Origin of the sequence: Pseudoxanthomonas wuyuanensis, from assembly GCF_900215535.1 — a bacterium.
GTDB classification, from domain to species: Bacteria; Pseudomonadota; Gammaproteobacteria; order Xanthomonadales; family Xanthomonadaceae; genus Pseudoxanthomonas_A; species Pseudoxanthomonas_A wuyuanensis.
On record NZ_OCND01000004.1, the window covers coordinates 324684 to 343858 of the forward strand.

The 19175-nt window shown below is 66.2% G+C and carries 23 protein-coding genes and 1 pseudogene; 6 read left to right on the forward strand and 18 right to left on the reverse strand.

Translation table 11 applies throughout. From position 1 onward, the window contains the following. Window positions 1-74: 74 nt before the first annotated feature. From rsmA to CRO39_RS10860, 4 genes and pseudogenes are all read left to right on the forward strand, one after another. The gene (gene rsmA / locus CRO39_RS10845; RefSeq protein ID WP_097121950.1) at window positions 75-863 is read left to right on the forward strand and encodes a 16S rRNA (adenine(1518)-N(6)/adenine(1519)-N(6))-dimethyltransferase RsmA; all 789 of its coding nucleotides are present in this window, start codon (window positions 75-77) and stop codon (window positions 861-863) included. A gap of 286 nt (window positions 864-1149) precedes the next feature. Beyond that, a complete protein-coding gene (apaG, locus tag CRO39_RS10850) occupies window positions 1150-1530 on the forward strand; it encodes a Co2+/Mg2+ efflux protein ApaG (RefSeq protein WP_097121951.1) in 381 nt (126 codons plus the stop codon). Further along, a pseudogene (locus CRO39_RS10855) lies at window positions 1530-2345 on the forward strand (symmetrical bis(5'-nucleosyl)-tetraphosphatase); the annotation flags it as partial. The gene apaG and the pseudogene CRO39_RS10855, both read left to right, overlap by 1 nt. Window positions 2346-2394: 49 nt before the next feature. Then, the gene (locus tag CRO39_RS10860) at window positions 2395-3015 is read left to right on the forward strand and encodes a DUF1287 domain-containing protein (protein WP_176520193.1); all 621 of its coding nucleotides are present in this window, start codon (window positions 2395-2397) and stop codon (window positions 3013-3015) included. Window positions 3016-3225: 210 nt separating this feature from the next. On the opposite strand, the gene CRO39_RS10865 is transcribed toward CRO39_RS10860, so the two are convergent. The 5 genes from CRO39_RS10865 to CRO39_RS10885 are packed head-to-tail and all read right to left on the reverse strand — an operon-like array spanning window position 3226 to window position 6603. Then, window positions 3226-3735 carry a dihydrofolate reductase gene (locus tag CRO39_RS10865; protein ID WP_097121954.1) on the reverse strand — a complete coding sequence of 170 codons (510 nt, stop codon included), beginning with the start codon at window positions 3733-3735 and terminating at the stop codon, window positions 3226-3228. A 4-nt stretch (window positions 3736-3739) separates the two neighbouring features. Continuing rightward, a complete protein-coding gene (locus CRO39_RS10870) occupies window positions 3740-4534 on the reverse strand; it encodes a thymidylate synthase (protein WP_097121955.1) in 795 nt (264 codons plus the stop codon). After that, window positions 4531-5409 carry a prolipoprotein diacylglyceryl transferase gene (gene lgt, locus CRO39_RS10875; protein WP_097121956.1) on the reverse strand — a complete coding sequence of 293 codons (879 nt, stop codon included), beginning with the start codon at window positions 5407-5409 and terminating at the stop codon, window positions 4531-4533. Before lgt ends, CRO39_RS10870 begins: the two co-directional genes overlap by 4 nt. 57 nt (window positions 5410-5466) lie before the next feature. Next, window positions 5467-6201 carry a TerC family protein gene (locus CRO39_RS10880; protein WP_425479682.1) on the reverse strand — a complete coding sequence of 245 codons (735 nt, stop codon included), beginning with the start codon at window positions 6199-6201 and terminating at the stop codon, window positions 5467-5469. A 21-nt stretch (window positions 6202-6222) separates the two neighbouring features. Next, window positions 6223-6603: a diacylglycerol kinase gene (locus CRO39_RS10885; RefSeq protein ID WP_097121957.1), complete on the reverse strand. Its 381-nt coding sequence runs from the start codon at window positions 6601-6603 to the stop codon at window positions 6223-6225. A gap of 280 nt (window positions 6604-6883) precedes the next feature. Here CRO39_RS10885 and CRO39_RS10890 point away from each other — a divergent pair, with 280 nt between their 5' ends. Then, complete coding sequence (locus tag CRO39_RS10890) at window positions 6884-7585, forward strand: SGNH/GDSL hydrolase family protein (RefSeq protein WP_097122027.1); 702 nt, start codon at window positions 6884-6886, stop codon at window positions 7583-7585. Between the two features lie 68 nt (window positions 7586-7653). On the opposite strand, the gene CRO39_RS10895 is transcribed toward CRO39_RS10890, so the two are convergent. The 8 genes from CRO39_RS10895 to CRO39_RS10930 all read right to left on the reverse strand — a co-directional run bounded on the left by CRO39_RS10895 (window position 7654) and on the right by CRO39_RS10930 (window position 15407). Beyond that, window positions 7654-8031 carry a VOC family protein gene (locus tag CRO39_RS10895; RefSeq protein ID WP_097121958.1) on the reverse strand — a complete coding sequence of 126 codons (378 nt, stop codon included), beginning with the start codon at window positions 8029-8031 and terminating at the stop codon, window positions 7654-7656. A 26-nt stretch (window positions 8032-8057) separates the two neighbouring features. Then, window positions 8058-8690 (reverse strand): RNA polymerase sigma factor, encoded by a 633-nt coding sequence (locus CRO39_RS10900; protein WP_097121959.1) that lies wholly within the window; start codon window positions 8688-8690, stop codon window positions 8058-8060. Window positions 8691-8693: 3 nt separating this feature from the next. Beyond that, window positions 8694-9647: an isoaspartyl peptidase/L-asparaginase family protein gene (locus tag CRO39_RS10905; RefSeq protein WP_097121960.1), complete on the reverse strand. Its 954-nt coding sequence runs from the start codon at window positions 9645-9647 to the stop codon at window positions 8694-8696. Between the two features lie 79 nt (window positions 9648-9726). Further along, a complete protein-coding gene (locus CRO39_RS10910; RefSeq protein WP_097121961.1) occupies window positions 9727-10962 on the reverse strand; it encodes an ABC transporter permease in 1236 nt (411 codons plus the stop codon). After that, the gene (locus CRO39_RS10915) at window positions 10959-11747 is read right to left on the reverse strand and encodes an ABC transporter ATP-binding protein (protein ID WP_097121962.1); all 789 of its coding nucleotides are present in this window, start codon (window positions 11745-11747) and stop codon (window positions 10959-10961) included. Before CRO39_RS10915 ends, CRO39_RS10910 begins: the two co-directional genes overlap by 4 nt. After that, window positions 11744-13276 (reverse strand): efflux RND transporter periplasmic adaptor subunit, encoded by a 1533-nt coding sequence (locus CRO39_RS10920; RefSeq protein WP_097121963.1) that lies wholly within the window; start codon window positions 13274-13276, stop codon window positions 11744-11746. Before CRO39_RS10920 ends, CRO39_RS10915 begins: the two co-directional genes overlap by 4 nt. A 116-nt stretch (window positions 13277-13392) precedes the next feature. Further along, on the reverse strand, window positions 13393-14664 hold the full coding sequence (locus tag CRO39_RS10925) for a sensor histidine kinase (RefSeq protein ID WP_097121964.1): 1272 nt from the start codon (window positions 14662-14664) through the stop codon (window positions 13393-13395). Between the two features lie 41 nt (window positions 14665-14705). Beyond that, a complete protein-coding gene (locus CRO39_RS10930) occupies window positions 14706-15407 on the reverse strand; it encodes a response regulator transcription factor (protein WP_097121965.1) in 702 nt (233 codons plus the stop codon). Between the two features lie 221 nt (window positions 15408-15628). On the opposite strand from CRO39_RS10930, the gene CRO39_RS10935 reads away from it, so the two are divergent. Further along, window positions 15629-15967: a DMT family protein gene (locus CRO39_RS10935; RefSeq protein WP_097121966.1), complete on the forward strand. Its 339-nt coding sequence runs from the start codon at window positions 15629-15631 to the stop codon at window positions 15965-15967. 203 nt (window positions 15968-16170) lie between these two features. On the opposite strand, the gene CRO39_RS10940 is transcribed toward CRO39_RS10935, so the two are convergent. The 5 genes from CRO39_RS10940 to nudE all read right to left on the reverse strand — a co-directional run bounded on the left by CRO39_RS10940 (window position 16171) and on the right by nudE (window position 19172). Then, window positions 16171-16473, reverse strand: a complete 303-nt coding sequence (locus tag CRO39_RS10940) for an Mpo1-like protein (protein ID WP_097121967.1) — start codon at window positions 16471-16473, stop codon at window positions 16171-16173. Between the two features lie 15 nt (window positions 16474-16488). Continuing rightward, window positions 16489-16812, reverse strand: a complete 324-nt coding sequence (locus CRO39_RS10945; RefSeq protein WP_097121968.1) for a YnfA family protein — start codon at window positions 16810-16812, stop codon at window positions 16489-16491. A 182-nt stretch (window positions 16813-16994) separates the two neighbouring features. Next, window positions 16995-17807: a nucleoside triphosphate pyrophosphohydrolase gene (gene mazG / locus CRO39_RS10950; RefSeq protein WP_097121969.1), complete on the reverse strand. Its 813-nt coding sequence runs from the start codon at window positions 17805-17807 to the stop codon at window positions 16995-16997. Beyond that, window positions 17800-18621, reverse strand: coding sequence for a 3'(2'),5'-bisphosphate nucleotidase CysQ (cysQ, locus tag CRO39_RS10955; protein WP_097121970.1), 822 nt, complete (start codon window positions 18619-18621; stop codon window positions 17800-17802). Before cysQ ends, mazG begins: the two co-directional genes overlap by 8 nt. Then, complete coding sequence (gene nudE / locus CRO39_RS10960) at window positions 18618-19172, reverse strand: ADP compounds hydrolase NudE (protein WP_097121971.1); 555 nt, start codon at window positions 19170-19172, stop codon at window positions 18618-18620. Before nudE ends, cysQ begins: the two co-directional genes overlap by 4 nt. Between the last annotated feature and the right edge of the window lie 3 nt (window positions 19173-19175).

Consider the following 19175-nt stretch of genomic DNA (forward strand, 5'->3'; position numbering starts at 1 on the left):
CATGAGGCTGACGCCGCGGCGAATTCGCCCCTCGCTCCTCACTCCTGGCCCCCTGTTCCCCGCATAATGCGCGCATGTCGCATTTCAAGGCACCACCCAAGAAATCCCTCGGCCAGCACTTCCTGACCGACCGCGGTTATATCGACAAAATCGTATTGGCGGTGGATCCTCAGTCCGGCGATCGTCTGGTCGAGATCGGCCCCGGGCAGGGCGCCATTACCCTTCCGCTGCTGAGGAAGCATGGCGAGCTGACCGCCATCGAATTCGACCGCGACCTGATCACCCCGCTGATGGCGTCGGCCGAAGGCGTAGGCCGCTTGACCATCATTCACAAGGACGTGCTGAGCGTGGATTTCGGCAAGCTGGCTGCGGGCGAACCCGTGCGCCTGGTCGGCAATCTGCCCTACAACCTGTCCTCGCCGATCCTGTTCCATGCGCTGGAGCATGCGGAAGTCATCCGCGACATGGTCTTCATGTTGCAAAAGGAAGTGGTCGACCGCATGGCCGCCGGTCCCGGCAGCAAGGTCTACGGCCGCCTGAGCGTGATGCTGCAGGCCTACTGCACGGTGACGCCATTGTTCGTGGTGCCGCCGGGCGCATTCCGGCCGCCGCCGAAAGTCGATTCGGCGGTGGTACGGATGGTGCCGCTGCCGGCGGAAAAACGGCTGGTACGGGACCCGCAGCGCTTCGCCGCCGTGGTCAGGGCCGCCTTCGGACAGCGACGCAAGACGCTGCGCAATGCGCTCAACGGCGTCTGCACGGTGGAACAACTGGAAGCCGCCGGCCTGCGCCCGGATCTTCGCGCCGAACAGGTGGAAGTGGCCGCCTTCATCCGCCTGGCCAATCTGGAGGATGGGAACTGAGAGGGGGCTCGGGATTCGGGATTCGGGATTCGGGATTCGGGATTCGGGATTCGGGATTCGGGATTCGGGATTCGGGAAAGGCTCGCGCTTGTCCTTTGTCCAAACCATCCGGCGGATGGGCGCAGATGGAAGCCGGCGCCAATCAGGTTTGTCAATGGAGGATTCACGGCAGCTTGCTGCTGCTTCCGCGCTTGGAAAGCTGCCATCCGCTTGCACGGTCCTTCGCTGAAGGGGCTGCATGCCTTATCCGATCCCCAATCCCGTCTGCATTGCATACACTGTCGGCATGAATGATGCCGACTACGCCATCGATATCGACGTAGCCACCCGCTTCCTCGACGATCGCTCACTGCCCGAGGACGGGCGCTACGTGTTCGCCTACACCATCCGCATCCGCAACTGCGGCCGGGTGCCCGCACGGCTGCTGGGCCGGCACTGGGTCATCACCGACGCCAACGGCAAGGTCCAGGAGGTGACCGGCGAAGGCGTGGTCGGCGAACAGCCGTGGCTGCGTCCGGGCGAGGATTTCCGCTATACCTCCGGCGCCGTCCTGGAAACCCCGCAAGGGACGATGCAGGGCAGCTACGACATGCTGGCCGACGACGGCACCCGCTTCGACGCGCCCATTCCGCAGTTCACGCTGTCCGTACCCAGGACGCTGCACTGATGGCGGTCTGGGCGATCGGCGATCTGCAGGGATGCTACGACGCCACCCAGCGCCTGCTGGAAAAAATCCGTTTCGACCCGGCTCAGGACAGGCTGTGGTTCTGCGGCGACCTGGTCAACCGCGGCGGCCAGTCGCTGGAAACCCTGCGGCTGGTGCACTCGCTGCGCGAACGCAGCGTCGTGGTGCTGGGCAATCACGATCTCTCGCTGCTGGCCATCGGCGAACGCAGCCCGGACGAGCAGCGCAAGGTCAACCAGGATCTGCAACGGGTGGTACTGGCCGATGACGCACGTCCGCTGTTGGACTGGCTGCGGATGCAGAAGCTGCTGCATGTCGACCGCGCCCTGGGCTGGATGATGATCCATGCAGGGCTGGCGCCGAAATGGACCACCACGCTGGCCGAAAAGCACGCGCGCGAGGTCGAGCAGCAACTGCATGGCAATGGCTATCGCAAGCTGTTCCGCAACATGTACGGCGACAAGCCCGGCTGGTCGCCGGGTCTGACCGGCTACGAACGCTCGCGGGCCATCATCAATCTGTTCACCCGCATGCGCTACTGCACGCCGCGCGGGCGCATGGCAATCGAAGAAAAGGGCGCGCCGGGCACCCAGGCGCAGGGCCTGTACCCGTGGTACGAAGTTCCCGGCCGGGCGCAGCGGGATCTGAAGATCGTCTGCGGGCACTGGTCCACCCTGGGCCTGATGATCGGCCATGGCGTGCACGCCATTGATACCGGCGCGGTCTGGGGCGGCAAGCTGACCGCATTGCAGCTGGATACCGACGAACTGCGCGTGCTCCAGGTCGCCGGCCGCGACACGGCTGCGCTGGGCTGAGCCGATGCGCCCGGATAGCGCTGCAAGCCTTATGCGGTTGCTGAGCGCGCGGCTGATACTCGCCCTGGCCGTGGCGCCGGGCATTGCTCCGGCGCTGCTGGCGCAACCGGCGACTGATGCGCGTACCGCCGCCGTACCGGCCTGGGTCGGGGCCGCCAGAAGCCAGATTGGCGTCACCCGCCACTACGACCCGGCTTATGTCGAACTGACCTACCCCGGCGGCGATGTCGCCACCGACCGCGGCGTCTGCACCGACGTAATCGTCCGCGCATTGCGTGGCAGCGGACTGGACCTGCAGCAAGCCATCCACCAGGACATGCGCGGCAATTTCGCCGCCTATCCGCAACAGTGGGGCCTGAAGAAGCCCAACCGCAGCATCGATCACCGGCGCGTGCCCAACCAGATGCGCTGGTTCCAGCGCCAGGGCTGGTCGCTGCCGATCAGCGCCGCCACCAGCGACTATCGCGCCGGCGACATCGTCGCCTGGAAGCTGACCGGAAGCGGTCTGCTGCACATCGGTATCGTGTCGGATCGGCGCACGCGCGCAGGCGTGCCGTTGATCCTGCACAACATCGGTCGCGGCACGCAGGAAGAAGACCTGTTGTTCGCCCACGCCATCATCGGCCACTACCGCCCGCCGGCGTCCTTGTAGGAGCGACGTGAGCCGCGAGAACACATGCAAACGAATTGGCCGCGGACAAGAGCCAGTCAACGCGAATCCTAAACTGAAACGCCGTCCGATTGGCGTCGAACTCTGCCTTGAAAATTCCGGATAAACGCAGCTGGTGCTCGATCCCAAGATGCGTCTTCGGGGCATGCGGTCGCGACTTACGTCGCTCCTACACGTCGCTCCTACAGGAAGTCAGGCGTCCGGATTCGATTGGCGCAGGTAGTCGATGAACTCGAAAGCGAAGACATGCTTCGCATCGGCCGGATGCGGCTGGCGCGCAACCGCCACCCATTGCGCAGCGTCGAATGCCGGAAAGAACGCGTCGGCATCTTCCACCACGGTATCGACGTGGGTCAGGTACAACCGGTCGGCCTGCGGCAGCATCAGCGCATAGATTTCCGCGCCGCCGATAACGCACAGTTCGGCGCTTCCCTCCGATTCCGCAATCGCCATCGCCTGCTCGACCGACGCAACGCCATGCATGTCCTCAAACGGCACCTGCCCGGTTCGGCTCAACACCAGATTCAGACGCCCTGGCAGCGCACGACCCAGCGATTCGGCGGTCTTGCGTCCCATCAGCACCGGCTTGCCCAGCGTCAACGCCTTGAACCGCTTCAGATCGTCGGGCAACCGCCACGGCAATTCGTTACCGCGCCCGATGGCGTTGCCGCGATCCAGCGCGGCGATCAGAGCGATGCGCATGCAGTCACACCGCTACCGGCGCCTTGATCGCCGGATGCGGGTCGTAGCCGTGGATCTGGATATCGTCGTAGACGAATGCGAACAGATCGGTCACCTGCGGATTCAGCTGCAGCCTCGGCAATGGCCGCGGCTCGCGTGCCAGCTGTTCGCGCGCCTGTTCGTAGTGGTTCGAATACAGGTGCGCGTCGCCCAGCGTGTGCACGAAATCGCCCACGCCCAGCCCGGTCGCCTGCGCCACCATGTGGGTCAGCAGGGCGTAGCTGGCGATATTGAACGGCACGCCCAGGAAGATGTCGCCGCTGCGCTGGTACAGCTGGCAACTGAGCCTGCCGCCGACGACATAGAACTGGAACAGGCTGTGGCACGGCATCAGCGCCATCTGCGGCAGCTCGGCCACGTTCCAGGCGCTGATCACCAGCCGGCGCGAATCCGGGTTGCGCTTGATTTCATCGATCAGCCACTGCATCTGATCGACCTCGCCGCCATCGGGCTTGGCCCAGTGGCGCCACTGCTTGCCGTAGACCGGGCCGAGTTCGCCGTTCCCGTCGGCCCATTCGTCCCAGATGCTGACCTTGTTTTCCTTCAGGTAGGCGATATTGGTTTCGCCTTTCAGGAACCACAGCAGCTCATGGACGATCGAACGCAGGTGCAGCTTCTTGGTGGTCACCAGCGGGAAGCCTTCGTTCAAATCGAAGCGCATCTGCCAGCCGAACACGCTGCGCGTGCCGGTGCCGGTGCGGTCGGATTTCTCGGCGCCCTGTTCCAGCACATGGCGCAACAGTTCCAGGTATTGCCTCATGACGCTTCCTTCGCCGGCAACGCCGGCTGCAGGGTTGGCGCGCGCCGCGACAGCCACAGCAGGAACACCCCCAGCGCGATCAGCGGCGTGCTCAGCAGCTGGCCCATCGTCAACCAGCCGAACGCCAGATAATCCAGTTGCTCATCCGGCACGCGGACGAACTCCACCGCAAACCGGAACGCGCCGTACAGCAGCGCGAACAATCCGGAAACCGCATAGCGCGGGCGCGGCGTGCGCGAGAACCACCACAGCGCCGCGAACATCAGCACGCCTTCCAGGAATGCCTGGTACAGCTGCGACGGATGGCGGGCGAACTGCTGCAGCGCGCCGGCGGCGTATTGCGCCTTCAGTTCCGCCGCCGACAGCTGTGCCAGCGCCGGGTCGGTCGGGAAGATCACACCCCAGCCGGCATGGGTGTACTTGCCCCACAGTTCGGCGCCGATGAAGTTGCCGATGCGGCCGAACCCCAGTCCAAGCGGCACCAGCGGGGCGACGAAATCCATCGTGTCGAAGTAGTGCAAGCGCTGCTTGCGGGTCCACCACCACGACGCCGCCATCACCCCCAGCAGCCCGCCATGAAAGCTCATGCCGCCTTCCCAGACCTTGAAGATGGACAGCGGCTGCTGCACGAACGCGGGAAATCCGTAGAACAGCACGTAGCCGATGCGGCCACCCAGCACCACGCCAAGCATCGAGTAGAACAGCAGGTCCGAGAACGCATTGGCATCCACCCCCGGCAGGCGGCCGGCGGCCACCCGCCTGCGGCCCAGCCACCAGGCCGACAGGAACGCCAGCAGGTACATCAGGCCGTACCAGTGAAGTTTCACCGGTCCCAACGAAAGCGCGATCGGGTCGATCTGGTGGAGATAGATCATGTGCTGCCGCTTACCTTTGTCTGGTGATTGTCCACGCCTCGCCCGTCCCGGCTGCCGTCAATCGGGCAGGCTGCGCAGGATGGAACGCTTCCTGGCCCACAGGTTGAGGCATTCCACCGCTGCCGAAAAGCCCATCGCGGCGTACAGATAGCCCTTGGGAATCGCCAGCCCGAAACCGTCCAGCAGCAGGTAGGCGCCGACCAGCACGATGAAGGCCAGCGCCAGCATCTTGATGGTCGGATTGTTGTCGATGAAATGGCCCAGCGGCCGCGCCGCCAGCAGCATTACCGCCACCGCCAACAGGATGGCCGCCACCATCACCGGGATGTAGTCGGCAATGCCGACCGCCGCGATCACCGAATCCAGCGAAAACACGATGTCGATCACCGCGATCTGCGCGATGACGCCGGCAAAGGACACCGCCGGCCGGGTGTGCACGTCTTCGGAATCGGGCACGCCCTTGACCAGTTCCAGGATTTCCTTGGTGCCCTTCGCCAGCAGGAACGCCCCGCCCAGGATCAGCACCAGATCGCGAATCGATATACCCACGCCGAACAGGCTGAACAGGTCGTTGGTCAGCCCCGCCAACCAGGCCAGGGTCAGCAACAGCCCGATCCGGGTGATGCAGGCGACCGCAATGCCGAACTTGCGCGCCACTTCGCGCCGCTGCGGCGGCAGCTTGCTGACCGCGATGGAAATGAACACCAGATTGTCGATACCCAGCACGATCTCGATGGCGCTCAGCGTCACCAGCGTGATCCATACCTGCGGATCGGAAAGCATTGCCATCATCGGTAGAGCATCCTCTCAATCTCAGAAAAAGCGCGGCGCCAGAATCAGGCCCCAGCACAGCACTACGTTCACCATCAGCACGAACACCGCCGCCGAGCCCATGTCCTTGGCGCGCCCTGCCAGTTCGTGGAATTCCGGGCCGTAGCGTTCGATCACCGCCTCTACCGCCGAATTCAGCAGTTCCGCCGCCAGCACCAGCAGGCAACTGCCGATCAGCAGCGCGCGTTCCAGTCCGTTGTCGCCCAGCCACAACGCCAGCGGCGCCAGCACGATCAACAGGTAGACTTCCAGCCGGAACGAGGATTCATGCAGCCAGGCGGCACGCAGTCCCTGCAGCGACCAGATCGTGGCCTTCAGGATGCGGCCGGGACCGCGCGGCAGATGCCCGGTCTCATCCGCCATGGTGCTTTCCGGGACGCCAATGGCGGGCCATCGGGCCCGACGTTCGCTGGTTTGGCGACAGCGGGCCGGGAATCAACGCGAGACAGGCGGGCATGGGGGAGATCTGGGACGACAGGGCGCCAATTTTGCCACACAAGCGCAATGCCCAAGCGACTCGACAACCGGTTTGCGGTCCCCGGTAGGGGCTGGTTCAATAGCCATGCGATGGTCTGGCGGGCGAGCCGCAAGGCCGCGCCTGCCCCAACCCCTGTTCATCGCACCGGGATACCTCATGATGCCGATGTTCCATGCGCTACCGCGATTGGCGCTGCTGCTGCTTCTGACCGCCTGCGCCGCGGCGGCGGAGTCGTTGCCCACTGCGACGCCACAGGTGCCAGAACAGGTATCCGATGCCGGCTGGGAACAGGACATGCAGCGGTTTGCGGCCGAAGACGCAACGTCGCCGCCGCCGGCTGGCGCGGTGCTGTTCATCGGCAGTTCCTCGATCAGGCTCTGGGACACGCTGGCGGCCGACTTTCCCGGCGTTACCGTCATCAACCGCGGCTTCGGCGGCTCCGAAATCCGCGACAGCACCTGGTATGCCGACCGCATCGTGGTGCCGTACCGGCCCCGGCTGATCGTGCTCTACGCAGGCGACAACGATCTCAACAGCGGCCGCAGTCCCCGACAGCTGCTGCAGGATTTCCGCGATTTCGTCCTCCGCGTGCGCCGCGACCTGCCCGATGTCCGCATCGCCTATATCGCCAGCAAGCCCAGCCCATCGCGTGCGGCCCTGCTGGACACCCAACGTCAGGCCAACGCGCTGATCCAGGCCGAAGCGGCACGCCAGCCCCACCTCGATTTCATCGACGTGTTCACTCCGATGCTGGATGCCAGCGGTCAGCCGCGCGAAGAGCTGTTCATCGCGGACAGGCTGCATATGAACCGCACCGGCTATGCGCTATGGCAGCGGCTCATCGCGCCGTACCTGCCGCCCCGGTAGTGCCGTCGGGCCCCGCCGTCCCCGGCGCAGGCCGCAACAACGGGACGGCGGCCCTTCGGGACCGGCAGCTACTTCCGCCGCGCTGCACCCGCCGGCTGGTACAGACTCAGCGCATTGCGGTCAGGGTCGACGAAATCCAGCGACAGCCCGCCGTCCGGCGCCTCGCTGACCGGTACGACGATTTCCACCCCGCGCGCGGCCAGCGCATCGGCGTAGTCGTCGATGCCGCCATCCAGGCTGAATACCACCACCGGCGTGTCGCCGGCCCTGGCCGGGCGCGGAATCAACACCAGGGTCAACTCCCCGACCTCGCCCATCGCCCACGGGCCGTCGTGGCCATCCAGGGACTGCATCGGCAATCCCAGCGTGTCGCGGTAGAAGGCCAGCGAACGGCCCAGGTCGGTAACGAAAAAAACGATGGCGCCTACTTTGCAACCGGTCAGCATGGGAATTCCTCCTGTGTTGGTCCCACCTATCTGTTGCCGCGCAGGCCGGAAGTGTGAGCACGGGCATCGATGAGGATCAGATGGCCATCGGCATCGTGGGTGCCCAGGCCCTCCCCTACCCGCATCGCCGCCTTCAGCGCCCGCCGCACCAGGCCAAACTGCAGGTCCGCGCTGCGCGCCGGATCGCGCACATACGCCAATGCGAGGCTGTCGGCGCGCAGTTCCGGCGGCAGTTGGCCCAGCCGCCGGCGGATGCTGGTCAGGCGCTGGCGGAATGCAGCGGCAGGAAGCCGCAGGATCCAGCGGATTTCGTCGGCCGACAGGCCGTGCAGCGCCAGTACCGCGACCTGGCGCGCGGCCGCCGGCAACTGCTGCAACCAGGTGCGGGTGTTGGCGCCGCCGGCGGACTCTGCCGCTGTTGCCGGCTGGACGGTTTCCGCGCCGGCCGCGGCCAGTTCCTCGCGCTTGCGCCGCCGCATTGCCGTGCGCGCGGCCAGTGCCGCCTGTCTGCGCAATACCGCCGCCAGCCAGGCAGGTTCGCTACGGCCGGCTTCCAGCGCCGCCAGCAGGGTGTCCTGCAGCAGGTCCTCGGCCTCGTCGGCACGCCGGCTCAGGCGCAGGGCCTGCGCCCGCAACTGGCGATAGCCGGCCAGGTCCATGCCCTAGGACCCGTAGATCGCGGTGCCGCGCGTCCCATCCGGACGAATCCAGCCGCGGTACATGCCGGACGTGCTGAACGACATCGCGATATTGCCGTGGCGGTCCAGCGCGATGGCACCGCCGTCGCCGCCCAGCTCCGGTACCACCCGCAGGATCACCTCGTCGGTGGCAGCGGCTATCGCATCGCCGCGGTAGGCGACGCGTGCGGCGATATCGTGCGCCACCGCGTTGCGGATGAAGAATTCGCCCCAACCGGTGCCGGAAATGCCGCAGCGCTCGTCGGCCCAGGTCCCGGCGCCGATCAGCGGCGAATCGCCGACCCGGCCCCAGCGCTTGTTGGTCATGCCGCCGGTGGAGGTGGCCGCGGCGATGCGGCCGCGCCCGTCCAGGGCCACCGCACCGACGGTGCCGAAATACTTGCCGCGCAGATTCTGGCTGTCCTGCCATTGCGCCTGTTCGCGCGCCTGCGCCTGCCGCAACTGCTGCAGGCGGGTCTCGGTATCGAACCAGGCATTGGGCACGCGCTCGATGCGCGGCTGGGTGTCGGCGAACTGCTCGGCGCCATCGCCGATCAGGAACACATGCGGGGACTCGTCCATCACCACCCGCGCCAACCGGACCGGGTTGCGCACGGTGCGCACGCCAGCTACCGCACCGGCGCGGCGGGTATGGCCTTCCATGATCGAGGCGTCCAGTTCGTGGCCACCGCCGGCATCGAACACCGATCCCTTGCCGGCATTGAAGTGCGGCGAATCCTCCAGCGCCGTCACCGCCGCTTCGACCGCGTCCAGCGCGGAGCCGCCGGTGGCCAGCACCGCGTGGCCGCTGTCCAGGGCCCTGTCCAGATCCGTCAGGATGGCGCGTTCGTCCGCCTCACCGAGTTGCCCCGGCTCGATGACTCCCGCCCCCCCGTGAATCACCAGGGCCAGCGGCCCGGAAACCTTGCGCACAACCATTGCAACCTGCTTGCATCGAACGACAAGGACCAGAGGATACCGCTGGCAGCTTGCGCTGTCGCTGCGACGGCTGCGCCGGCTATTGCGACCGTAGCGCCTCGATCGGGTCCAGCTGCGAGGCCTTGCGCGCCGGGTAATAGCCGAAGAACAGCCCGGTGGCCACCGAGAAGCCGGCCGCCAGTGCGATCACCTGACCGTTCAACGCCACCGGCAGATCGCTGAACCTGCTGACCAACAGCGCACCGGCGATACCGATGGCGATACCCAGTGCGCCGCCGATCAGCGAGATCAGCATCGCCTCGGCCAGGAATTGCCGTTGCACATCGCTGGGCCCTGCCCCCACCGCCATCCGCAGGCCGATCTCGCGGATGCGCTCGGTCACCGATACCAGCATGATGTTCATGATGCCGATGCCGCCGACGATCAGCGAAATGGTCGCCACCGCGCCGAGCAGCAGCGACATCAGCCGGGTGGTGGCGGTGCGGGTGGCGACGATCTCGGAGATGTTGCGCACCTGGAAATCATCCGCCTCGCCCGGACCGATACGGTGGCGCTGGCGCAACAGCGCTTCCACTTCGCCCTGCACGTACGAAAGATCGCGCGCATCGGCCACGGTCAGCGCAATCTGCATCACCGCACTTGGCGGCAGGCCCATCGATCCCAGCAGACGGCGGCGCCCGGTTTCCAGCGGCACCATGATCACATCGTCCTGATCCTGGCCAAACCCGCCCTGGCCCTTGGAACCCAGCGTGCCGACCACGGTGAACGGCACCCGGCCGATACGGATGGTCTGGCCGACGCCGCTGTCTTCGCCGAACAGTTCGCGCCGCACCGTCTCGCCCAGGATCACCACCTTGGCCGCGCTGCTGTAGGCCTGGCTGTCGAACGCCTCGCCGTTGGCGATGGTCCAGCTGTTGATGTCGAAGTAGTCCGGCTGCACGCCCTGCCAGCTGGTGGCCCAGTTGTTTTCCGCATAGACCACCTGGCTGCTGCCGCGCAACGCGCCGGCCACGTACTGCACTTCGGGAATCTCGTTGCGGATCGCGTCCACATCGCCCTCGTTGAGGGTGAAGAAACTGCTGGCGCTCATCCGCACGCCGCCCTGGCTGCGGTTGGAGCCGGGAGAGATATCCAGGCGCTGCGAGCCCAGGCCGGAGACCAGCTTGTCGATTTCCGCCTGGGTGCCCTGGCCCACCGATACCATCACGATGACCGCGGCAATGCCGATGATCACGCCCAGCGAGGTCAGCGCGCTGCGCATCCAGTTGCCGCGCAGCGCAAAGATGGCGGTGCGCAGGATGTCGGAAAACTTCATGACGTCGATTCCTCGGGCCCCGGGGTTGCAGCGGCAGCGGTTTCCACCGGTCCCCGGTCCCTGGTCCCCGGTCCCTGTTCTTCATGCAGCTCGCCATCGCGCATGACCAGGATGCGGTCGGCATGCGCGGCCACTTCCGCATCGTGGGTGATCAGGATGACGGTATGGTTGTCGTCGCGCAGGCGCTTGAACAGCGCCAGGATCTCTTCGCCGGTCTTGCTGTCCAGCGCGCCGGTGGGTTCGTCGGCCAGCAGGATCGGCGGCTGGTTGATCAGCGCGCGCGCGATGGCCACGCGCTGCTGTTGGCCGCCGGAAAGCTCGTTGGGCCGGTGGCTGGCGCGCTCGGCCAGTCCCACGGCGGCCAGCGCGGCCTGCGCGCGCGCGCTGCGCTCCTGCACGGGCACCTGCGCGTAGCCCAGCGGCATCGCCACGTTTTCCAGCGCGCTCATCCGCGGCAGCAGATTGAAACCCTGGAACACGAAACCGATCTTGTCGCGGCGCAATTCGGCCAGCATTTCGGCGTCCAGCGTCGAAACGTCGATGCCATCGCAGCGGTAGCTGCCGGACGACGGCGTGTCCAGGCAACCGATCAGGTTCATCAGCGTCGACTTGCCGGAACCGGACGGTCCCATGATGGCGACGAAATCGCCGCGATGGATGCGCATGTCCACATCCTTCAGCGCGACCACTTCCGCCTGGCTACCGGGCGAATAGACCTTGCCCAGCCCGCGGGTCTCGATCACCGGCACCGCATCGGCGCGTGCATCTGCGGCAGCCGCGCTCATTCGCGCGCCCGTTCGCCGATCACCACGACATCGCCTTCTCGGATGTCGCCGGAAACCTCGGTGCTGGTGCCGTCGCTGGCGCCGATGCGCAACTGCGCCATCTGCGGTTTGCCGGCGACCAGCTTGTACAGCGGCGCCCGTTTGGCGCCCAGCAGGTTCTTCAGCTCACCGTCCCAGCGCGCGGCCTGCGCCTGGCCCAGCGTTGCGCGGAAGGCGGCAAAATCCTGCTGGAAGCGCTCGGCCATGCGCTGGCGCATCTGTCCCTGCTGGTTGCCGCCGGCGCCACCGCCCATCACGATGCGAGGACCGCCGCCGCCGGGACCGCCGCCGAACATGCTGGCACCGCCCTGCTGGACCTGCGCGATGCGCGCTGCCTGGCGTTCGCGGATGACGCCGGCCGCCGCGTCGAAAGCCGCCTGCTGTTCCGGCGTGAGCCGCAATTCCTTCGCGACCACGGCAAGATCGTCGATGACGCCGCCGCCGCGCTGCATGGCCTGCGGACCGGCCGCAACCGCGCCGGCGTCTTCCTCGGCCTTGGGCTTGTAGCGCAGCGCCGCATTGGTCACCTTGAGCACGTTGTCGCGCCGGCTGACCTCGATCTCGGCATTGACGGTCAAGCCCGGCAACAGCGTCTCGTCGCTGTTGTCCACGCTGACCACCACCGGATAGGTGACCACGTTGCTGGTGGTGGTGGCCGATAGCCGGACCTGCTCGACGGTACCGCGGAACTGGCGATCGGCAAACGCGTCGACGGTGAACGACACGCTCTGCCCCTGCTTGACCTGGCCGATGTCGGCCTCGTCCACCGCCAGTTCGATCTTCATCTTGCGCAGATCCTCGGCGATGGTGAACAGCTCCGGGGCCTGCAGGCTGGCGGCGACGGTCTGCCCGGGTTCGATGGTCCGGGTCAGCACCACGCCATCGACCGGCGAGCGGATCACGGTCCTGTCCAGGTTGATCCGGGTGGTCTGGGTGGCGGCGGTCTGCTGGCGAATCTGCGCCTGCGACGAATTGACCTGCGCGCGCGCCTGGTCCAGCGCGGCACGGGCCAGGTCCACATCGCTCTGCGCGACCAACTGCTGCCTGCCAAGGTCCACTTTGCGCTGGTAGTCCAACTCGGCATTGCGCAGGGTGGCCTGGTATTGCCGCAGCGACGCTTGCGCGCTGGCGATCTGCGCCGAACCCTGCTCGATCTGCGCCTCGTAGCTGCTGGGGTCGATCCGCGCCAGCACGTCGCCCTTCTTCACCGGGCTGTTGAAGTCCACCAGCACATCGGTGACCTGCCCGGAAATCTGGCTGCCGACGATGACCGTCGAGGTGGCGCTGAGGGTGCCGGTAGCGGAAATGGCCACCCGGATGTTGCCGCGTTCGACCGTGGCGGTGCGGTAAGCGCTTTCGGCCGCCGCCTTGGCGCGTTGCTGCCAGAACCATCCCGCGCCGGCCAGCAGCGCCAGCGCAACGGCGGCGATAAGGAGACGCGGAATCAGGGATTTGCGGTTGCGGGGGACACTGCGATGGGGCTGGCTCATGCGGTGAGTCGGCTGGGAGGGGAGTCGGAGGGATTAACGCACGGCGGCTGCGGTCGTTGACAACGCATCGGCACGTTCGGTTCCCTGCCGCTCAGCTTGCCTGCCCGGCAGCGGCCCTACAGCACGAACCGGATCGACGCCGTCGTCCCTTCGCCCAGCACGCTGTCCAGTTCCACCTTCCAGCCGAAGCGGTCGCACAACCGGCTGACGATCGACAGCCCCAGTCCGCTGCCCTGCGGCCGCGACGGATCGGCGCGGTAGAACGGCTCGAACACCCGCGTCATCGATTCGGCCGACATGCCGATGCCGGTATCGCGCACGATCACCCGGTCCGCCTCCAGAATCACGTCGATGCGGCCCTGATCGGTGTAGCTGCAGGCATTGCGCAGCAGGTTGCTGACCACCACCTGGAACACCCGCGGCGGCGCATGCAGGCGCGGCTTGGCGTTGCAGGTGACTTCCAGGTCCACCGGCTTGCCAATCAGCAACGCGCGCGCATTGTCGGCCTCGTCCAGCAGCACATCGGCCACATCGAAATCCTCGCGCTGCGGCTCCACCTCCGCCTCGCGGGCCAGGATCAGGAACGCATCGATCACCGCCTCCATGTCGCGGCCGGCGCGCTGGATGCGCTGCAGCGCGCGCGCCACCCGCGGCGGCGAATCCTCGGCCATGGCCATGTCGCTGGCCACCCGGATCACCGTCAACGGCGTGCGCAGCTCATGGCTGGCGTCGCGGGTGAAGTCGCGCTCGCGGGCCACGTGCGCGCTGACGCGCTGGGCCAGGCCATGCAGCGCGGACGCCAGCTGGCGCGCCTCGCCCTGCACTTCCACCGGCAGGCGCTCGGCCGCCAGCGCGCTGACATCCGGGCGCCGCGGGTCCCACAACGCCACCTGCCGGGCCAGCCAGCTGACCGGCGAAATCAACCGCTTGGACGAACGATAGGTCAGCCACGAGACCAGGTAGATCGCGATCAGGGTCAGGATGATCGGCAGCGTTCCGAAATAGAACGCCATCCGTTCGGCCTGCGAGCGCAGGAACACCAGGTACAGGCGCCCGGGCGGTTGTTCGTCGACCAGCACCAGCAGGTCGTCCTGCTTCAGTTCGTGGAAACCGGGCCGCAGGTTGCGCAGGTTTTCCGGCAGCACCAGGCTGGAATGCCCCTTGACCACCAGGTAGCCGCGCAGGTTGTGGGTGTTGGGCGGCGGCTGCGAGGTCGATGCGCTGTAAAGCTGCCAGAAATGCGAGGCCTCTTCCTGCAGTGCGGTGTTCATCAGGCTGTGCTTGATGACCGCCGAGACCAGATAGACGCCCAGCACGATCGCAAGACTGACCAGCACCGCCTGCACGATGAAGGCGATCCGGAGTTTGCGTGGCAGGCCTTGCGGCATCGGCGCGCTCGTCGGGCGGAACCGGGATTATGCCGCGCGGCTCAGCCGATGTCCGCGATGCGGTAGCCTGCGCTCTGCACGGTGTGCAGCAGCGGCTTGTCGAACGGTTTGTCGATGATCTTGCGCAGGTTGTACAGATGGCTGCGCAACGTATCCGAGTCCGGCAGGCCATTGCCCCAGATTTCGCGTTCTATCTCCTGCCGGGTGACCACGCGCGGCGATTCGCGCATCAGGATGGTCAGCAGGCGCAGCCCTATCGGCGACAGCATCAGTTCGGTGCCGCCGCGGGTGGCGCGCATGCTGACCGGGTCCAGCACCAGATCGGCGACCTTCAATACTTCGGAGCCGACCTGGCGCCGCTCGCGCCGGATCAGCGCGCGCAGCCGCGCCTCCAGTTCCTGGATGGCGAACGGCTTGGTCAGGTAGTCGTCGGCGCCGGAGCTCAGGCCGGTCAGTTTGTCGTCCAGGGTGTCGCGTGCGGTCAGCATCAGTACCGGCGTCGACTTGCGCGCTTCGGTGCGCAGCTTCTTGCAGACTTCCATGCCGTCCAGCCGCGGCAGCATCAGGTCCAGCACCAGCACGTCATAGCTGTTCTCGACCGCCAGCCGGTAGCCGTCCAGACCATCGGTGGCGTAGTCGACCTCGAAGCCGCGACCTTCCAGGTATTCCCCGATCATCTCCGAGATGTTGCGGTTGTCCTCGACCACCAGCACCAAGCCGGCCGTTTCCTGAGTGTGGCGCATAACGTCTCCTTGGGTCTTCAGCTTTGTGAAGCTAACCCGCTCCTGGTGCAGATCGCGTGAAGACGGTCACGCTGTTCAGCCACCAGTGGCTCACCCAGGCTCCAGCCGCAGGCCTCGGGCCTTCCCAACCCTCGCTGCGCGGCCGTGGCAGACTCCGCACCCGCCCAAAACCCCGCAACACCCTCTAAACTTGCGCGCCGCCCGCCCTCCTGTCCGCCTCCATGTCCGCCCGCCTGCTGCCGCTGCTGTTGTTGCTCGGTTCGAACGTCTTCATGACCTTCGCCTGGTACGGCCACCTGAAGTACCGAAGTTCGCCGCTGGCGCTGGCGATCGTCGCCAGCTGGGGCATCGCTTTTTTTGAGTACACCCTGATGGTGCCGGCCAACCGGCTTGGCAGCACCATCTACTCGGTCGTGCAATTGAAGACCCTCCAGGAAATCCTGACGCTGGTGGTGTTTGCCGGTTTCTCCACCTGGTATCTGGGCCAGCCGCTGAAGTGGAACCACTACGCCGCGTTCGCGCTGATCGTCGGCGCAGCGTTTTTGATGTTCTATGAGTGAAGCAAGCGGAAACGAAGATCTCCAGACCGGGGCCCGACAGGTTTTTCCTCATCCATCAGAACCGAAGCGCCCCTCACTCCTCACTCCTCACTCCTCACTCCTCACTCCTCATTTCTCGTTTCTCGTTTCTCGTTTCTCGTTTCTCGTTTCTCGTTTCTCATTTCTCGTTTCTCGCTCTCGTCCCCGCTCCCCGCTCCCCGCCTTCAGAACCGTATCTTCCCCGTCAGAATGTCCTTGAACATCACCCAGTCGCCTGCAAACGAATAGAACGGATGCTTGAACGTGGCCGGGCGGTTCTTCTCGAAAAAGAAATGGCCCACCCAGGCGAATCCGTAGCCGCATAGCAGCGCCGCCAGCAGCCACCAGCCGTTGCGCTGGACGATGGCCCAGGCTACCAGCAGCAGCACGCCGCAACTGCCGACAAAATGCAGCCGCCGCGAGATGCGGTTGCTGTGCTCGCTGAGGTAGAACGGATAGAACTCGCGAAAACTGGCGAAGCGGCTCATGTCCCCTCCCGGAGATCAAACGGTTCGCGGCGAAAACATGATGACCGCCATCCCGGCCAGGCACAATGCCGCGCCCAGCAGATCCCAGCGGGTGGGCCTGACCGCATCCACGCCCCATAACCAGAAAATCGCCACGGTGACGTAGACGCCGCCATAGGCGGCATAGACCCGTCCGGACGCGGTGGGATGCAGGCTCAGCAGCCAGGCGAACAATGCCAGGCTCGCCGCGGCCGGCAGCAGCAGCCAGAGGCTGCCGCCCTTGCGCAGCCACAGGTACGGCAGGTAGCAGCCGACGATTTCGGCCAATGCGGTAACGACGAACAGCAGCAGGGTTTTCATGGCGCCAGTATCCGTCGGCGCGGGCACCTGCGACAGCGCAGGCCGATTCTTGCCCGCCGGCCCCGCGCCTTGCCGCAGAAGCGGCGTGAATCGCGATGAAGCTTTACCGGTGGTGCTTCATCGCGACTCACCGGCGCCGGCATGCCGACGCCACTCCTGCAGAAAGAGGTCTTCTTGCCCCGCTAGTCCATGCGCTCCTGGCGCTTGACCTGTTGCCACAGCGCTTCCTGGCGCTCAAGCGAAAGCGCCGACAGGCTCGTATCCTCGGCGGCGGCCAACGCTTCCATCGCGCGGAAACGGCGCTCGAACTTGTGGTTGGCATGGCGCAATGCGGCGCCGGGGTCGACCTTGGCATGCCGGGCCAGATTGGCCGCGACGAACAGCAGGTCGCCGATTTCGTCCTGCAAACGCGCATGGTTGCCGGCGGTATCGCCGCGGGCGAACTCGGCGCGGACTTCCTCGATCTCCTCGTGCAGCTTGGCGATGACCGGTTCCGGGCCGGGCCAGTCGAAGCCGACCCCGGCAGCGCGCGACTGCAGCTTCACCGCGCGCTGCCATTCCGGCAGGCCGCGGGAAACGCCGGCCAGCGCCGAACCATCCTGATGGCCTGCGGCCTGGCGCTCGGCCCGCTTGATGGCCTCCCAGTTGCGGGTCTGCGCATTGGCATCGTCGACGGTATCGTCGCCGAACACATGCGGGTGGCGCCGCACCATCTTGCCGCAGATCGCCGCCACCACGTCGCCGAAACCGAATGCGCCCTGTTCCTGCGCCATCTGCGCGTGAAATACCACCTGCAGCAGCAGATCGCCCAGTTCGTCCTTCAGATCGGCCAGGTCGCCACGGTCGATGGCATCGGCGACTTCGTAGGCCTCCTCGATGGTGTACGGCGCTATCGTCGAGAAATCCTGCTCGAGATCCCACGGGCAACCGCCGACGGGATCGCGCAGCCGCGCCATGACCGCCAGCAGTGTTGCGATATCGCCGGACTCAGCCATGCTGCTCGGCTTCGGCCGCAGCCAGCCAGTCGCGCCATGGCAGCGCCGGGTCGCCCAGTGCGATGAAATCGCCGTTGAGCAGCGTTTCGCGGCGGTTGTAGCGGAACGCACGCCCATCCGGCGCCAGCAATGCGCCGCCGGCCGCTTCCAGGATGCACTGCGCCGCCGCCGTATCCCATTCGGAAGTGGGCCCGAAACGCGGGTAGGCATCCAGTGCGCCTTCGGCGATGCGGCAGAACTTCAGCGAAGATCCCAGTCCGATGGTTTCGATGTCGCCCATCGCCGCCAGCACCGCCTGGGTACGCGCATCGCGGTGCGAGCGGCTGGCCGCCACCCGCAGCGGTTGCGTCGCCGGGGCGCGGGTGCGCAGCGGCGTGTCGACCTGGCCTACGCGGCGATACGCGCTGCGGCCCTGCTCGGCATGCCAGGTTTCGCCGCTCACCGGTGCATGCACGACGCCGAACACGGACTCGTTCTGGGTTACCAGCGCGATATTGACAGTGAACTCGCCATTGCGTTTGACGAACTCGCGGGTGCCGTCGAGCGGATCGACCAGCCAGTAGGTCGGCCAATGGCTGCGCACCGTCCATGGAATGCTGGCGCCCTCCTCGGACAACACCGGCCAGGCCGGCGTCAGCCGTTGCAGGCCTTCGCTGATCACCCGGTGCGCGGCCAGATCGGCGGCGGTGAGCGGGCTGGCGTCGGCCTTGTGCTCGACGTCGAAGGCATGTTCGTAGACTTCAAGAATCGCATCGCCGGCTTCGCGGGCGATGACAAGGACGGCTTCGTGCAGGTCGGCGGTCATCCGGCTCATGCGTTGCCACGCAGCCATTCGCGAGCCACAAACAGCGCCGCCAGCGAACGGCCTTCCGAAAAATCCTCGCGCAGCATCAGCTGATCGAGCGCATCAAGTTTCCACGGCACTACTTCCAACTCCTCCGGTTCGTCCCCGGGCAACCGCTCCGGGTAGAGATCGCGCGCCAATACCAGCCACGACTGATGGTTCATATAGGTCGGCGCCAGGCTCATGCTGCGCAGCACGTCGATGCGGCGGGCGCCGTAGCCGGCTTCTTCCTTCAATTCGCGGTCGGCCGCCTGCGCGGGGCTTTCGCCGGCATCGATGCGGCCTTTGACCAGGCCCAGCTCGTAACGGTGCACGCCGGCGGCGTATTCGCGCACCAGCAGCACCGTTTCATCATCGATCAGCGGCACCACCACCACCGCCCCGTGCCCCCTTGCCTTGAGCCGGTGGAAGCGGCGCCGTTCGCCGTTGCTGAACTCCAGATCCAGTTCTTCCACCTGCCGGTCCGCCGGGCCCTCCAGCCGCTCGGTGATGGCATGGATGGTCGGCAACCGTCGGCTCATCGC